This window comes from candidate division KSB1 bacterium, from assembly GCA_034506335.1.
GTDB lineage: Bacteria > Zhuqueibacterota > Zhuqueibacteria > JANLFK01 > Oleimicrobiaceae > Oleimicrobium.
In genome coordinates, this window is the sequence record JAPDPR010000021.1 from 20,862 (window position 1) to 36,926 (window position 16,065).

Annotated in this window: 18 protein-coding genes; all 18 read right to left on the reverse strand. The window is 59.5% G+C overall.

Annotated elements, in window-relative coordinates:
- Positions 1–9: 9 nt before the first annotated feature.
- Complete coding sequence (locus ONB25_07970) at positions 10–609, reverse strand: electron transport complex subunit E (protein MDZ7392813.1); 600 nt, start codon at positions 607–609, stop codon at positions 10–12.
- A gap of 22 nt (positions 610–631) precedes the next feature.
- On the reverse strand, positions 632–1,264 hold the full coding sequence (locus tag ONB25_07975) for an RnfABCDGE type electron transport complex subunit G (GenBank protein MDZ7392814.1): 633 nt from the start codon (positions 1,262–1,264) through the stop codon (positions 632–634).
- Positions 1,261–2,319 carry an RnfABCDGE type electron transport complex subunit D gene (locus tag ONB25_07980; GenBank protein MDZ7392815.1) on the reverse strand — a complete coding sequence of 353 codons (1,059 nt, stop codon included), beginning with the start codon at positions 2,317–2,319 and terminating at the stop codon, positions 1,261–1,263. The genes ONB25_07975 and ONB25_07980 overlap by 4 nt, the downstream gene beginning before the upstream one ends.
- A gap of 48 nt (positions 2,320–2,367) precedes the next feature.
- On the reverse strand, positions 2,368–3,714 hold the full coding sequence (rsxC, locus tag ONB25_07985) for an electron transport complex subunit RsxC (protein MDZ7392816.1): 1,347 nt from the start codon (positions 3,712–3,714) through the stop codon (positions 2,368–2,370).
- Between the two features lie 118 nt (positions 3,715–3,832).
- Positions 3,833–4,285 (reverse strand): transcriptional regulator NrdR, encoded by a 453-nt coding sequence (gene nrdR / locus ONB25_07990; protein MDZ7392817.1) that lies wholly within the window; start codon positions 4,283–4,285, stop codon positions 3,833–3,835.
- 15 nt (positions 4,286–4,300) lie between these two features.
- Positions 4,301–5,608, reverse strand: coding sequence for a serine hydroxymethyltransferase (locus ONB25_07995; protein ID MDZ7392818.1), 1,308 nt, complete (start codon positions 5,606–5,608; stop codon positions 4,301–4,303).
- 56 nt (positions 5,609–5,664) lie between these two features.
- Positions 5,665–6,957, reverse strand: coding sequence for a tetratricopeptide repeat protein (locus tag ONB25_08000; protein ID MDZ7392819.1), 1,293 nt, complete (start codon positions 6,955–6,957; stop codon positions 5,665–5,667).
- A 104-nt stretch (positions 6,958–7,061) separates the two neighbouring features.
- Complete coding sequence (locus ONB25_08005; GenBank protein ID MDZ7392820.1) at positions 7,062–8,186, reverse strand: hypothetical protein; 1,125 nt, start codon at positions 8,184–8,186, stop codon at positions 7,062–7,064.
- Positions 8,187–8,287: 101 nt separating this feature from the next.
- Positions 8,288–9,448: a DNRLRE domain-containing protein gene (locus tag ONB25_08010; protein MDZ7392821.1), complete on the reverse strand. Its 1,161-nt coding sequence runs from the start codon at positions 9,446–9,448 to the stop codon at positions 8,288–8,290.
- A complete protein-coding gene (gene hutI, locus ONB25_08015; GenBank protein ID MDZ7392822.1) occupies positions 9,445–10,668 on the reverse strand; it encodes an imidazolonepropionase in 1,224 nt (407 codons plus the stop codon). The genes ONB25_08010 and hutI overlap by 4 nt, the downstream gene beginning before the upstream one ends.
- A gap of 86 nt (positions 10,669–10,754) precedes the next feature.
- On the reverse strand, positions 10,755–12,422 hold the full coding sequence (hutU, locus tag ONB25_08020; GenBank protein MDZ7392823.1) for a urocanate hydratase: 1,668 nt from the start codon (positions 12,420–12,422) through the stop codon (positions 10,755–10,757).
- 144 nt (positions 12,423–12,566) lie between these two features.
- On the reverse strand, positions 12,567–13,040 hold the full coding sequence (rplQ, locus tag ONB25_08025) for a 50S ribosomal protein L17 (protein ID MDZ7392824.1): 474 nt from the start codon (positions 13,038–13,040) through the stop codon (positions 12,567–12,569).
- Between the two features lie 28 nt (positions 13,041–13,068).
- On the reverse strand, positions 13,069–14,055 hold the full coding sequence (locus ONB25_08030; GenBank protein MDZ7392825.1) for a DNA-directed RNA polymerase subunit alpha: 987 nt from the start codon (positions 14,053–14,055) through the stop codon (positions 13,069–13,071).
- Positions 14,056–14,119: 64 nt separating this feature from the next.
- Positions 14,120–14,749: a 30S ribosomal protein S4 gene (gene rpsD / locus ONB25_08035; GenBank protein ID MDZ7392826.1), complete on the reverse strand. Its 630-nt coding sequence runs from the start codon at positions 14,747–14,749 to the stop codon at positions 14,120–14,122.
- Positions 14,750–14,793: 44 nt separating this feature from the next.
- Entirely contained in the window at positions 14,794–15,171 is a 378-nt protein-coding gene (rpsK, locus tag ONB25_08040; GenBank protein ID MDZ7392827.1) for a 30S ribosomal protein S11, read from the reverse strand.
- A gap of 45 nt (positions 15,172–15,216) precedes the next feature.
- A complete protein-coding gene (rpsM, locus tag ONB25_08045; GenBank protein MDZ7392828.1) occupies positions 15,217–15,588 on the reverse strand; it encodes a 30S ribosomal protein S13 in 372 nt (123 codons plus the stop codon).
- Positions 15,589–15,621: 33 nt separating this feature from the next.
- Entirely contained in the window at positions 15,622–15,735 is a 114-nt protein-coding gene (gene rpmJ / locus ONB25_08050) for a 50S ribosomal protein L36 (protein ID MDZ7392829.1), read from the reverse strand.
- A gap of 95 nt (positions 15,736–15,830) precedes the next feature.
- Positions 15,831–16,049 carry a translation initiation factor IF-1 gene (gene infA, locus ONB25_08055; GenBank protein ID MDZ7392830.1) on the reverse strand — a complete coding sequence of 73 codons (219 nt, stop codon included), beginning with the start codon at positions 16,047–16,049 and terminating at the stop codon, positions 15,831–15,833.
- Positions 16,050–16,065 lie beyond the last annotated feature (16 nt).

Below are 16,065 nucleotides of genomic sequence, written 5' to 3' on the forward strand. Positions count from 1 at the left end.
GCCAGGAGATCAGGACCTGGCGCGTCTACGGTCCAACCAGTTAAACAGCCCCAGCAGGAAACCCACGGTGAGGAAACCACCCGGCGCCAAGATCATCAGAAGTACCGGCTCGAACCTCTCGCCAAAGACCGGATGACCCATTATCTTCCCCGCCCCCAGGAGCTCGCGGATCACAGCCAACACCAACAGGGCGAAGGTGAACCCCGCGCCCATGCCGATACCATCCAGCAGAGACAGGCCGACGCTGTTCTTCCCCGCAAACGCCTCAGCCCGCCCTAGGATGATGCAGTTGACAACGATCAACGGGACGAAAATGCCGAGTGCCTTGTAAAGCACCGGCGCAAAGGCGGCCATGACCATATCCACGATGGTCACGAATGTGGCAATGACCACGATGTAGATGGGGATGCGGATCTTGGCTGGCACACCTTTGCGGATAAGCGAAACAATCACATTCGAGCAGCAAAGAACAAAGGTGGCCGCTGCCCCCATGCCTATTGCATTTTCAATAGAAGTCGACACCGCCAGTGTGGGACACAGCCCCAGCACCTGTCTGAATACCGGGTTCTGCTCGTAGACCCCTTTCACCAACTCGCGTCGTGCTGACATCCTGAACAGTTCCTTCTTGGTCCTACTGCCTCACCTGCGTGGAGTACTCCGGGGAAGCCCCCTGGCCCTGTTCGGGCAAAGACACGCTCGCGCGCAGCCAGACCCGCAGGGAATCGATCGCAGCTGCTACCCCGGCGGCTACAGCCCGCGAGGAGATAGTAGCGCCGATGATGCTGACAATCGGACCGCCGTCTTTGTCCACCTTGCACTGCTCAGCCGTGCGTCCAACAAACTGGGCCTGGAAGTAAGGAACCTCTTCTCCCGCACGTGTCTCCATGATCTTTGTTCCAAGACCAGGTGTTTCGCGCTGAGCCAAGACCCTGATGCCCTTGATAGTGAACGCCGTATCTACCCCCACCAGTGTCTCCACATCGCCAGCGTACCCTTTGCTCTTTCCGGGCACCGCGTAGCCCAGCACGTGTTCCTTGCCAGCCCCTTGGAAGCCTACATAGTAGAGCACGCGACCGTCACGCGTCACGGCTTCTACTTGCTCTGCAGACACGCCCGGAAGCACCCACGCCAGTGCCTCCAGAGTTTTTAGCTGCCGCTGTCGCTCGATGCGCGGCTTGGTTATGCTATTCACTGCCGACAGGGACCCTGCAGCAACCACAGTCACCAGCAGCAAGATGCCGCTGAACTTCGCAATCTCCTTCACTTCTTCTCTCCCAAAATCCTCGGTCTGGTCGAGCGATCCAGCAAGGGAACGGTCAGATTCATGAGCAAGATCGAATAGCACACCCCTTCCGGATAACCGCCGATGAGCCTGATGATCATGGTAATGACCCCGCATCCCGCTCCGAACAGCAGGCGGCCGCGGAAGGTGACCGGCGAAGTCACCATGTCGGTAGCCATGTAGAAGGCACCAAGCATCACCCCGCCGGAAAGGAGATGGAATAGTGGCTTTCCAGAGAAAAGGCCGTCTGTGCCGGCAAAAATCCACGACAACAAGGCTACCGTGCCGAGATAAGCAAATGGGATTTTCCAGCCGATGTAGCGTTTGTAGAGGAGGAACAGCGCGCCAACAAGGAGGAGAAACGCAGAGGTTTCGCCTATGCACCCGCCCACTTTGCCCCAGAACAGGTTGCCGTAGGAGTCGTACAGAGCATTGACCGCCTTGGCATAGTCAGCGTACTTCGCCGGATCAGCCACCGCTGAGTTGGCCAGGACTTCACGCGCTCCCTTGAGCAGCTTCAATGGAGTGGCCTGGGTCACCGCATCGAGGCCAAGAGCGCTAATGGTAGCAGGCTCAATGCCGGAAAGAGAGCCCCCGCGTGGCGCAGCTGTAAAGACCGTCATGTGCGTGGGCCACGAAGCCAGCAAGAACGCCCGCCCCAAGAGGGCTGGGTTCATGGGGTTGTAACCAAGACCACCAAACGCATGCTTGCCCACGACAATCCCAAAAATCGCCCCCAGGGCCGGCATCCACAGCGGAACAGAGGCCGGCACGTTGAAGGCGACCAGGATGCCAGTGACCAGCGCGCTGCCATCTGCGATTGTGATCCTCTTGTGCAACGCCGCCTGTACTGCCGCCTCACTGCCAATCGCAGCCGCCGAGGCAATCAAGATAATCCACAGGGCCTTGAGCCCGAAGAAGTAGACTGCGCCCACCGCCGCTGGCAAAAGCGCCAGCACCACTCCATACATGATCTTCGGGATCGACTCCCCGTCACTCACATGTGGCGATGCCGAGAGATAACGCTCCTGCTCCATTCTCCATCCGCCTTACCTTGCCGGTCTGTTCCGCGCTGTGCCGCTGGGCTACGCGCTTTTTGCCCCCGCTGCCCTCTCCAGCTGATAGACTTTCATCTTTCCGTACTTCATCAAGTGCACAAAGGGGATACCGGCTGGACAGACAAAGCCGCAGCACCCGCACTCTATGCAATCCAGCAAACCATAGGTCTTGGCCATGCCAAAGCGTTCATGCCTGACAAGGGTCTGAATATGCGTCGGCACCAGTTTCATTGGGCAGGCGTCTACACATCGGGCGCAGCCAATACAGGGATGGGGCGCTGGCACTTTGCTCTCCGCTTTGCTGAGCACGACCACGCCGGATGTGCCCTTGATCACCGGCACCTCATCGGAAAACTGCGCAATGCCCATCATTGGCCCCCCCATGATGATCTTGCCTGCGTCCTCACTCAGGCCTCCGCACTGGGCAAAAAGGTGCGCAAAAGGAGTACCAAGGGGGACACGCAGATTCTTGGGCGAACGGACGCCTGCCCCGGTCACCGTCACCACCCGCTCCACGAGGGGCTTGCGCAAGGCCACAGCCTCGTAGATGGCTTTCGCCGTACCCACGTTGTGGACCAAGCAGCCCACATCCATGGGCAGGCCCCCGCGAGGCACTTCTCGCCCCGTGGCCGCCTTGATCAGCTGCTTTTCGGCACCTTGCGGGTACTTCGCCCGAAATGGGAGCACCTGATAGGGGTATCCACCCTCGGCGACCGCTCTACGCATCGTCTCGATAGCGTCAGGCTTGTTATCCTCGATGGCGATGAAACACCTCTTGCAGCCGAGAATCTTCACGATGACCTGAACACCGGCAAGGATCTCGCGCGGATGTTCAAGCATCAATCGGTGGTCTGAGGTCAAGTAAGGCTCGCACTCCGCCCCATTGATGATGAGCGTGTCGATGGGCTTGTTTGCCGGTGGGGAGAGCTTCACATGCGTGGGGAATGCTGCTCCTCCCATGCCGGCCAGTCCGGCTTCGCGAATGCGGCTGCGAAGCTCATCGGGGGAGCGCTCTAAGTAGCCATCGTCCGGTACCAGCGACGGACTCACTTCACCCTTGCCGTCGTTTTCTATGACTACCGACAAGACTTTGCCCCCCAATGGGTGCAGGCGGGGCTCCACTGCCTTCACCGTCCCGGAGACCGAGGCATGGCACGGTACGGAGACAAACCCTTTTGCCTCTCCGATTTTGTCGCCGATTTTCACCATGTCGCCCACTTGGCACACGGGTTCAGCCGGTGCACCGAGGTGCTGCTGGAGCGGGATCACCACCATGGGCGGCGGGACTATGTCCTCGATGGGAAGGCGCGCGGTGAGTTTGTTTTGTGGAGGGTGTACTCCTCCAGAAAAGGTTCGATGCTGTAGTATCCGCAAGGTAGACTCCGTCAGGATAGAACCCACACACCGAAAAGGGCACGACTCGACCCGCGTGGGTCGTGTCTGCCCTGTTTTTCACCATGCCGGGGTAGACCCTGGCAGGTCAGCGCCGAGGTCACTCACCCTTCAGCTGGCGCAGCTCTTCCAGGAACCCCTCTTTAGTCTGGAATTTGCGGTAAACCGAGGCAAACCGCACGTAGGCAACATCGTCCAACTCTTTGAGGCGTTGCGCTACCTTCTCGCCGATGAGCTTTGATTCCACCTCTTCCGCCCCCAGCTCGCGCAGTTCTGCTTCCACGCCCGCTACGAGGTCTTCCATAGCCTGGACCGAGATCGGTCGTTTGGTGCACGCCAATTGCACACCGTGCAGGATCTTGTTGCGGTCGAACGGCTCTCGGCGCCCATCGGCCTTAATGACCAGGATGGGGCCCACATCGGCATATTCTTTGGTGGTGAAGCGTTTACCGCACGCCAGGCACTCGCGTCGTCGCCGCACGAACTGCCCGTCGCCTCGCGTGCGCGAGTCGATTACGTGCGTATCCGGATGAGCACAAAATGGGCACTTCATACCGCCCTCGCCACGCTACTGGGCTACAGCCGCAGCCTCCATGAACGTGTACAGCGGGAACCGGGTACAGAGCTCGCGCACCGCGCCACGCACCTGAGTGTACACCTTCTCGTCGCCCATGTGCGACAGCACCTGGTCAATGAGCTCCGCGATGTAGACCATCTCGGGTTCCTTCATGCCACGCGTCGTGAGCGCCGGCGACCCCAGCCGGATGCCACTGGTCACAAATGGGCTCTGGTCATCAAAAGGCACCATATTTTTGTTAACCGTGATGCCGGCCTGCTCCAGTGCCCGCTCGGCATCCCTGCCGGTCAACCCTTTGTTCCGCAGATCCACCAACATGAGGTGGGTGTCGGTTCCGCCGGAGACGATCTGATAGCCACGTTCCATCAAGGCATTGGCGAGCGCCTTGGCATTGGCAATGACCTGCGCCGAATAGGACCTGAATTCCGGCTCCAGCGCCTCCTTGAACGCCACCGCCTTGGCTGCAATCACGTGCATCAGCGGTCCGCCTTGAAACCCGGGGAAGACGTTCGAGTCGATGATCTCGGAGATCATCTTCAGTCTGCCCTTGGGGGTGGTCAATCCCATGTCGTTTTCCTGATCTTTGCCTATCAGGATGAGTCCGCCCCGAGGGCCACGGAGCGTCTTATGAGTGGTGGAGGTGACCACATGGCAGTGCGGTAGCGGACTCGGCAGGAGGCCACAAGCGATCAGCCCCGCCGGGTGGGCAATATCGGCGATGAGCTTGGCACCCACGCTGTCGGCGATTTGGCGGAAGGCCGCATAGTCGATGGCCCGCGAATAGGCACTGGCGCCCGTGATGATCAATCGGGGACGCTCCCGCCGGGCCACTGCCTCCACCTCCCCCATGTCAATGTATCCGCTCCGGTCAACGCCATAGAACACCATCCGGAGGAAGCGGCCAGAGAAGTTGACCGGACTGCCATGGGTCAAATGCCCCCCGTGTGCCAAGTTCATCCCCATCACGGTATCGCCAGGATTGACAAAGGCAAAGTACGCGGCCATGTTCGCTTGGGAGCCGGAGTGGGGTTGTACGTTCGCGTGCTCGGCCCCGAAGAGCTTCTTGGCGCGTTCCCTAGCGAGCTCCTCCACCACATCTACGTGTTCGCAGCCGCCGTAGTATCGCTTACCGGGGTAGCCTTCGGCGTATTTGTTGGTCATCACCTGGCCCATCGCCTGGAGCACTGCCACGCTGACAAAATTCTCCGATGCGATGAGCTCCAGTTTGTCGTTTTGCCTGGCCACCTCGTCGGCAATGGCCTTGTAGACCTCTGGATCAGTGCGGCGTAGTTCTTCCACCTTCGTCCCCTCGTGAGTGGGAACAAGCCCTGCGGACTATGCCACCTTCATTGGCCTCAGTAGATCCACTGATAGCAATCCAGCCGTGTCCGCTTCTTGGTCCACTCCTCCTTGTGAAAGAAGATATCGTCCTCCGTGGGAATGAGGTTCTTCAGATAAGCCATGCGGCGCTGCGCATAGTCGCGCGTCTCGAGGTCTTCAGCCGCCTTCCGGTACTCCTCGTAGGCAAACCAGTAGACCAGCTTGTCATCAAACTTTGGGCTCCGCTCACCCCGCTGCGTCATGCAGGCATCAACGGATGCCTCATAGATCTCGCCGGCAACAAAGTAGGCATAGCCGTACTTTGGGTCCATCGAGGAGACCTTCCGTACCAACGCGCGAGCTTTGGCAAATTGCCCCAGCTCCTTGTAACATGACGCCTGTTCGCAATAGGCCCGCTTGTTGTCGGGTTTCAGCGCTATGACCTTGTCGTAGACCGCGATGGCCTCCTTGAACCGTTTCATGTTCTGGAGCGCACCCGCCTGAAGCTCCATGGCGTAGGTGTCGTTGGGCGTTTTGGCCAGGAGTTTCTCCAGGATGGTGACCGCCTTCTGATTCTCGTTGCGGTCGTAGTATGCCTTGCCCAGCTTGAGCATGGTCTCGGTATTCTCCGGGTCCAGCTGGTGCGCCTTTTCCAAGGCCTGCACGTAGCCCATTTCATCCCCACTTGCCCGGTACAGCGAGCTCAAGGTCTCCTGGCTTTGCTTGTCACCCGGATCCACCTCTAGCACTTTTTCCAACTGCAGTATGGCACCGTCTATGTTCTCAGCCTTGATGTAAAGGTTCGCAAGGGCCCGACGGTCGTCGACTCGGTTCGGTTCGATCTTCAACGCCTCTTCGTACTGGTGGATCGCCTCGGGCACACGGCCGATCACGCCGTAAAGATAGCCAAGGCTGCGGTGGAGGTGGGCATTTTGCGGAAACACCTCCACTCCCAGCTCATAGACGAGGAGCGCGCTATCAGGAACATTCAGCTTGATATAGGCATCGCCAAGAACAGTGTAGACCTCCTTCATCTCGTGCTGGGCCGTGTCCATCTCGATGACTTTCCAAAAGTGCGGGATGGCATCGCGGTAGCTTTTGTTCTTGTAGTGCTCATAGCCAAGACTCCACTTCTTGAGGATCTCGAGGCGCTGAGCGGCCCTGATAGAGTCCTGGATTGCTTTTCTACGGGCCATCTCCTGTTCCGGCGAGATCTTTGGGCCCGTCGCAGCACAGCCGGACCAAAGCGCGATGGAGCACAACCATGCACCCACAACCCCCACTGCCGTGATTCCAGCTACCATCCCCGGAAGGACCGTCCTTTTCACTGGCAAATCCTCCTCCAGCTACTATCCTTGACAACGATAACGGATTGGAATTTGAATTTGGCAAATTCGATGAAAAAAAGCAAGCACTATTTGCTGCGCTGCATCTACTGGCGTTGGAACCAGCGCTCTGCTCCGCCCAGGCCTATCAATACCCGGTGTACTCTCTCACGGGCTGGGTCCACACTCTCAGAGCCGCGGAGGATGAGTTCATAGGTAAGGTCAACCCTTCCCAAGAATGAAAAGAAGGGAAAGCCAAGCCCTGTCGTGAACACATATTCGGTTGGCCTTCGATCTCCGCTGGTCAAAACCGGGACATGGCCATAGCGAAAACCCGCGCGGTACGCCACTTTCCTGAGGTATGGATCGCTGAGCTTGCGACTTGGTACGTATTCGACGCCACCCATGAGAAAAGCCGCGTCCGCGTAGCTATACCTTTGGTCAGGGGAGCGTTCGACCGCCCCCCACTCTTGCCGGTAATAGTCGACGGCCAACGTAAGACCAAAGGGCCATTGGTAGCTTGCTCCCACGCCCCACATTACAGGCAAGTGCAAGACGCGCGTAAGGGAAGTGTCCGCTCCAATAAACGCATGCCGGATGTCTGTCGCAGCGTCCAAGTCCGTGCCAGGAGTGAGCACGGCGCCAAGAGCCAGGCGGCTGGTCGGACGGGTCAGAATCCCTACAGTGCCCCCAAAACCTTGAAGATGGGTGGAGAAACGATCGTGTGCACTGGTAAAGTCAGTGGAGGAGAATGTGGTCTTCCACGTCTCTTGGATTCGCCCGAAGTAAAGCTGAGCGGAAACTCCGAGATAAAGATAGTTGCTCGGCTTAACAAACACTGCGAGCTCGCCTCGGCTTAGGCCTCCCTGACCAGTCACCTCCCGCCAATACTGATACCCGGGCAAGGTATCTGTGTCGGAAACGGCATATCGCACCTCGCTGGCCGGCCCCAGTATGGCGGACAGAGAGATCTTTGATCCCAGGGGTACAAGCATAGAAAAGCTGTTCGCCTGGGCAAAGTGCGAGCGTGCATTTCCGTACTTCGTGGAGATGGTGCTGAAGTCGAAGGAGGCGTCAGTGAACACGCGCGTGAAGCCAGCAGGAAAGCGCGCCGCAGGGTTTCGCAGGTTAATTGAGAGATTGTCAGTGAGCGCGATACCCACGCCGCCCATGGCAGCGCCCTGACTGCCTGGATAGATCCGCCAGAAGCCGATTCCTTTGGAACTGTACACCGATCCGGCCCTCCCTGCATGGCAGGCAGAAAGCGCCACCGCGCACGCAAGCAGCGCCCGAAGGCAAGGTAAACGCAACCAACTCACGATCTCATCCTCCATCAAGGACGCGGTGGCAAGGTGTACTCAACCAGAAGGCGTGGCGGGCGAGCCTCGACAGCCCCAGATGCATACACCACGGCCTCCGAAATATCCAGTCCCTCACCAGTGGAGTAAAGCATCAGGCCACGGTTCGGCAATCTGCCCGACGTCCACGCCTGTACCATGGCGGTGAAATCGCTAATCTCACTGGACACCGAAAACGTTATCTTTTCGCTGGCCGGGACAATTGCCGCCACAGGCACGCTCATCGTCGTGTCCACAGCAATGGAAGCGGGGTCCCACGTATCACTTACCACCGGCCTTCCTGCAATTGCCATCCCAGTCTCACGCAATTTGGTAGAGGTTTGATCCAACCACAGCTCAAGCCGCGCGCGGTTGATGGTCGCATCTCTTGGAATGGAGTCCAGAGAGAATTTGAGCAGGATGCGCCAGCCCGTCCCATTGGCAATCATCAATCGGCCTTGTGGCGCGTCCCCCTCGTGAGTCACAAGGAAGGCATCGCGATCTGGTCGGATCAAGGTTGTGCCGGCAACGCCCTTGCGCACGTAACTCAGTTCCAGCTTGGGATAGCGCGTCGTATCCGTCGCTTGTCTGGAGTGAAACTCAACAATGGTCTGGCCGGTGCCGGTCACGTAGAGCCCGTAGTTTGGCGCGGTGCTATCGATCCACGCTTGTACCAGTGCGGGGTCAATCGACAGGCCCACCCGCAGCGAATCACCAGCCACCACTGTGCCCCACCCCACCTGTGGACCGTTTGGCCCAACAAGGCTATCCCACGTCACCGACTCTTCGCCCCAGCCCGCAACGACTTGGTGCACCGAAAGCTCAACTTGACCGGGTTCCCCGCGATAGGACGCGGGCGAGAGCCAGAGCGTCGCGCGGTCGACCACCGAGCTATCCGGCAGTGCGGCAAAGCGCACCACAAAAGCCGTCCGATAGCCTTCGGCCTGGCCCACAAGCAGAAAGGGGCTCTTCCCAGTAGTCACGCCCCCTCGCTCGTATGTGGCCTCAGCGACGGGTGGCGAGATCTCCACCTGCTTCACGCCGCCGACGTCGACTCGATCCAGGAGGGCAATGCCGTAGGGAAGCTTTTCGTTTCTCGTGCACCCGATGGCGAATACCACCATCGCCACCCCTATCGCGGCACACAAATGTCTCATGAACATCCCTCACTCGCTGCAGTAGCGTACTCTCGCGTAACTCCGGACGAAGGCCGCTGATACACAACGTGCCCTCTCTTGACTACCAAATCAACCAGTTGCACGCCGAAATGGTAGGCGATGTGGCGATAGTCTGGCACGTCCCATACGACGCAATCAGCCTGGGCGCCGGTCTCCAGGCGGCCAAGGCCCTCGCGACGGTCGATGGCCTGAGCCGCATGGAGCGTTGTGGCCATAAGGGCCTCTGCGGGCGTCATGTGCATGTGCGTGCAAGCCAACGTCATCATGAGAGGCAGGGACTCCGTCATGCAGGTGCCCGGGTTAAAGTCGGTGGACAATGCCACCGGCAAGCCAGCCTCAATCATCGCCCGCGCAGGTGCGTAGCGGTTCCTGCCCAGGAAGAACACAGCGCCCGGCAAAAGCACGGGTACCACCCCAGCTGCACGCAACGCACGAATACCAGCCTCATCTACAAAATCAAGATGGTCGGCAGAAATTGCGCCCACTTCAGAGGCCAGGCGCGCGCCACCTGAAGGTGCAAGCTGCTCCGCATGCACCTTGGGCTTCAGTCCATGCGCCTTTCCCGCCAACAGTACCTGGCGTGCTTCCTCTACGCTGAACACACCCTCTTCACAGAACACGTCGCAAAACTCTGCCAGTTTCCGCGCCGCCACGGCCGGGATAATCTTTTCTACCACCAGCTGGAGATAAGCGGCCCGATCGGCGCGAAACTCATCTGGCACCTCATGTGCCGCGAGCAGCGTGGGCACCACCTCCACCGGGTGGCAGCGTTGCAGCTCGACTACCACCTCCAGGGACTTGATTTCGTCCGCATAGCTGAGACCGTACCCGCTTTTCACTTCAATGGTGGTGACGCCGTTTGCCAAAAAGCGGTCCAGTCTTTCCAACGCTGCAGCCACCAGCTCGTCCTTGCGTGCGGCGCGCAACTGGCGCACGCTGGCTCGGATTCCTCCGCCTGCGGCAGCAATCTCCTGGTAGCTCTTGCCCATGGCTCGCAGCTCGAACTCCTGCTCCCTGCTCCCAGCAAACACGAGGTGGGTGTGCGCGTCTATCAGGCCAGGAGTCACAACCTTACCGGCGGCATCGATAACTACCGTATTGCGATGGCGCGCCACGGAAGCCAGTACCTCGTCCGTTGGGCCTACGGCCACCACCCTCTCGCCCCTGATCGCCACCGCTCCATCCTGGAATGTAACCATTCGTGCGTCCCCAGTGCCGGACGACTGGCCTAACTGGGGCGTCACGACTTGGGCAGCATGCAGGATAAGCAGGTCTGCGCGCACCTCTACCCCTGCGGCCACATAGGGATTTTCACCCCTTTTCCCCTGGCAGTGGCGATTGCCTCTGGGTAGCCGGCGTCCACGTGGCGCGCGATGCCGATTCCTGGGTCGTTGGTGAGCACCCTGTCCAGGCGCACCGCCATCTCTGGTGTCCCATCCGCTACGATCACCTGGCCTGCATGGATCGCCTTGCCATGACCCACGCCGCCGCCATCATGCACGGCCACCCAGCTTGCCCCCGACACCGCATTGAGGAGCGCGTTAAGAATCGGCCAGTCGGCCACGGCATCGGAGCCGTCCCGCATCCCCTCGGTCTCGCGCAAGGGCGAAGCCACCGACCCGCAGTCCAAGTGATCGCGCCCTATGACAATGGGCGCCTTCAGCTCCCCTGTCCTCACCATGTCATTGATCCGGAGCCCAAGCTTGGCCCTGTCCCCGTAACCCAGCCAACAGACTCTGGCGGGCAACCCCGGCAAGCGGGCAAAATCCAGGTACTTCTGCGCGAGCGTAATCCAATTCACCAGCACCCTGTCGTGGGAAAATTCGTCTAAAATGACAGCGTCGATTTTGAAGATGTCCTCTGGGTCTCCCGACAGGGCGGCCCAGCGGAATGGACCGCGCCCCTCACAGAAGAGCGGCCGAATGTATTCCAAGACGAACCCTTTGATGTCAAAGGCGTCGGCCACGCCCTTCTCGTATGCATACTGGCGGATACCGTTACCATAGTCAAACACCACCGCCCCGCGGCGCTTGAACCCAAGCATGGCGCGCACGTGCTCGGCCATAGACTCTTTTGCCAGCTCCACATACTTCTCCGGGTCCTCTTCACGCAGGCGCTCCGCTTGCTGGCGTGAAAGCCCTTTTGGCCAGTACCTCTTTGGCTCATGGGCCGACGTCTGATCGGTGACCACATCCGGAATGATGTTCCGGCGCAAGATCTCTGGATGCGTCTCCGCCGTGTTCCCCACCAGGCCGACAGAGAGCGCCTCGCCCCTCTCTTTGGCCGCCAACACCAACTGGAGCGCCTCGTCCAGGTTTTCGCAGAGGCGGTCACACAATCCCTCACGAATGACGCGCTCGATGACCTCGCGCCGGAACTCCACGCCCAAAAAGGCGGCACCGTTCATTTTGGCCGCAAGGGCCTGAGCCCCTCCCATGTTACCCAGGCCACCGGTCAGCAGAAACTTGCCGCGGAGCGAACCGCCGAAATGGCGTTTGGCTGCCGCAGCAAAAGTCTCGTACGTCCCCTGCAGTATCCCTTGCTGGCCGATGAAAATCCAACTTCCGGCGGTCATCTGACCGTACATGATGAGCCCCTTGGCGTCGAGCTCATCGAAGTAGGCGTCATTGTCCCACTGGGGGACGATCAGGGAGTTGGCAATCAGCACACGCGGCGCGTAGGTGTGGGTCCTGAATATGCCTACCGGCTTGCCCGATTGAATGAGGAGCGTCTCATCGTTCTCCAGGTCCTTAAGGCATCTCACGATGGCGTCGTACGCGTCCCAGTTGCGCGCCGCCTTGCCGCTGCCACCGTAGATGACCAGGTGCTCGGGGTCTGCTCCCTGCTCCAAGTTGTTCATGAGCATACGCAGGGCGGCTTCTTGGTGCCACCCCTTGCACACGAGGTTCAACCCTCGCGGTGCTTTGATGGTTCCTCTTATCCTTTCACCCACAGCTCACCTCCAGACCATGGAGCTACAAACGTGCCTCTTGGTCCAGAAAAGCAAAAGGCAACCCTGGGTTGCCTGCTGCACCATATCGCCTCGTGGGATACATCAGATTGCTGGTCCGTGAGCACCAGGCCCCTTGACACCGTGTCAATCACCGCTCTCGGCCGCAGGGGCAGGAGCCTTCTCCTCTGCCTGCTTTTCCTTCTCTTTCTTCTTGGCCTCGCGCTTCTCACGCTGCGCCTCGATGCGGGCCTTCTGCACGCCCTCGTACCCCACCAGCTCGAGGATGGCTAGCTCCGCGCCATCGCCGTAGCGGCGCCCTAACGCCACCACCCTGGTGTACCCGCCTTTCCGCTCCGCATAACGCGGCGCAATCTCAGAGAATAGCTTCCGCACCACCGCCTTATCACGCACGGTGGCCAGCACAAGGCGGCGCGAGTGCAAGTCGTTGCGCTTGGCGATGTTGATGAGTCGGTCCGCAAGGCGCCGTGCCTCTTTGGCCTTGGCCAATGTAGTTTTGATGCTCAGGTGTTCGAACAAAGCGCTGACCAGATTGGACAGCAGCGCCCGGCGATGGCTAGCCGTCCTGCCCAGTTTCTTCAGTTTCCTGTTATGTCGCATCGACGCTCGTCCTGACTAAGGTGACGTTCTACTTTGGTTCTTCTTGCAAATACTTGTCCACATCCATACCAAAGTGCAGGCCCCTGGACTCCAAGATCCTGTTCAATTCCTGCAGTGACTTGCGCCCAAAGTTGCGGAAGCGAAGCATCTCCTGTTCGTCGCGCCGCACTAGGTCCGCGATGGTCTCGATGTTGGCCGCCCGCAGGCAGTTGGAGGCCCGCACCGAAAGCTCCAGCTCCTCGACGCTCATCTTCAGCAGCTTGCGAATCCGCGCTGCCTCCTCGTCCACCTCCACCGGCTCCTCTTCCTCCGGCTCCACTTCAAAGTTAATGAAGAGCTGGATGTGGTCCTGAAGGATTTGACCCGCGTACGTGAGGGCATCGTCCGGCGTGATGCTGCCATCGGTATCGATCTCCAGGATCAGGCGCTCATAGTCGGTGCGCTGTCCCACCCGGGTGTTCTCGACCGTGTAGCGCACATTCTTGATGGGCGTATAGATGGCATCAATGGGAATCGAACCAATGGGCTGATCTGGGAGGCGATTCTCCTCTGCCGGCACATACCCCCTCCCACGCCCGATGCGCAGCTCGATCTTGAAGTCGGCCTTCTCATTAAGCGTGGCAATGTGGTGCTCGGGATTAAGCACCTCAAAATCCGCGGGGTTGACGGCAATATCGCCGGCCTTGAACTCACGCGGGCCCTTCAGGTGCAGCACCACTTTGTCGGGCTTTCGGTTAATGAGCTTGAGGCGCACCTCCTTCAGGTTCATGACGATCTCGGCCACGTCCTCTTTGACGCCGGGAATCGTCGAGAACTCGTGTTGCACTTTGTCGATGCGCACCATGGTGATGGCCGCACCCGGCAGGGAGGACAGGAGTACCCGGCGCAGCGCATTGCCGATGGTGACGCCGAAACCCTTCTCCAAGGGTTGCACAATGAATCGGCCGTGGGTGTTGCTATAGACCGATTCGTCGAGCTCGATGCTCTCCGGCATCTGAAAATTGGGTAAGCTCATGTATCTTCACTCCACAAATGTGTCCACTCCGTGTTCCGCCGCTGCCCGCACAAGGGGCACGCTATCACTTGGAGTAGAGCTCCACAATGAGACTCTCGTTCGCCGGCAGCGGGATATCGGCGCGATTGGGAATTTCCAGGAGCGTTCCCGACATGTTCGCCTTGTCCAGGGCCAGCCAGGGCAGCTGTTTCCCGTCACGCATGCGCCGCATGGAGGCATGGAAGATTTCCAGCTGCCGACTCTTTGCCCTGACCTTCACCTCATCGCCCGGCTTGAGTCGGTACGATGGGACATCGACGATGCGATTGTTGACCAAGAAGTGGCGGTGGCGAACCAGCTGTCGCGCTGCCTTCCGCGATGGAGCCAGGCCCAGGCGGTACACCACATTGTCCAGACGAGTCTCCAACAGCCGCAGGAGGTTCTCGCCGGTGATGCCAGGCTGGCGCACTGCCTTTTCAAAATAGTTGCGGAACTGCGCCTCGAGCACGCCGTAGATACGCCGCACTTTTTGCTTTTCGCGCAGCTGCAAGGCAAACTGCGACTGCTTGAAGCGGCGTGTGCGGCCGTGCTGGCCCGGGGCATAGCCGCGCTTCTCGAATGGGCACTTGGCGCTGTCGCACTTGGTGCCCTTGAGAAACAGCTTCTGCCCTTCGCGACGGCATAGCTTGCAGTCCGGTCCAGTATATCGTGCCATGAAAAACTGCCTCCAGTGCTCCGGTTCTTATTCTCTACGCGGCGTCAGACCCGACGGCGCTTTGGCGGACGACAGCCGTTGTGCGGGATGGGGGTGACGTCCTTTATGGCCACCACCTGCAGACCGGCCGCCTGCAACGATCGTACGGCTGCTTCACGGCCGGCGCCCGGTCCCTTGATCATCACTTCCACACGGCGCAGGCCAAGCTCAAGAGCCTCCTTCGCCGCTGCTTCGGCAGCAAGCTGGGCGGCAAAAGGGGTGCTCTTGCGCGAGCCCTTGAAGCCGATCCGCCCCGCTGACGCCCAGGAGATCACGTTGCCGTAACTATCGGTCAACGAAACAATGGTGTTGTTGAAGGTGGCCTTGATATGGGCCACGCCGTTTGCCTCGACACTTGTGCGCTTACGCGCACGCCTTCGCATTGCGCCCAAACTTTACCTCCGCATGGCAATTTCTTCACGTCCGCGCTACGATTTCTTCTTCACGCCCACGATGCGCCGGCGCCCACGGCGCGTGCGGGCGTTGGTGTGCGTGCGCTGGCCGCGCACCGGAAGATTACGGCGGTGCCGAAGCCCACGGTAGCAGCCAATGTCCATCAACCGCTTGATGTTCATCGTCTCTTCCGCGCGCAGAGCGCCTTCCACCTTGTACTCCGCCGCAATGATGGAACGGATCTTCGCTGCATCATCGGGCGAAAGGTCCTTGACGCGAATGTCGGGGTTAACCCCAGCCTTGGCCAGAATCTTCCGCGACGAAGTTAGACCTATGCCATAGATGTAGGTCAGGGCTATCTCGATTCGCTTCTCGCGCGGCAAGTCAATTCCAGCGATACGTGCCAAAACGGCCTCCTCGAAAGAAAGTCACACCCTTGCTCAACCCTGCCGCTGCTTATGGCGCGGGTTCTTGCAGATCACCATCACCACGCCCTTGCGCCGAACAATCTTGCAGCTCTCACAAATCTTCTTTACTGATGAACGCACTTTCATCGTTCTACTCCGACTCCACGCACCCGTCGCACCTGACAGGCACAATGGCCTGCCCGTTGCTCCCTGAGATCCCCCTCATCTCAGGCTATGTGGCCTTACTTGTACCGGTACGTAATCCGCCCCCGGGTCAAGTCGTACGGCGACAGTTCCACGGTCACCTTGTCACCCGGCAAAATCCTTATAAAGTGCATGCGCATTTTGCCGGAAATGTGCGCCAGCACCTGGTGACCGTTTTCCAACTCCACCCGGAATGCGGCGTTGGGCAACGTCTCAATGATTGTGCCGTCAACTCGTATCGGTTGCTCTTTGGCCATGGACCTCCTGCTCCAC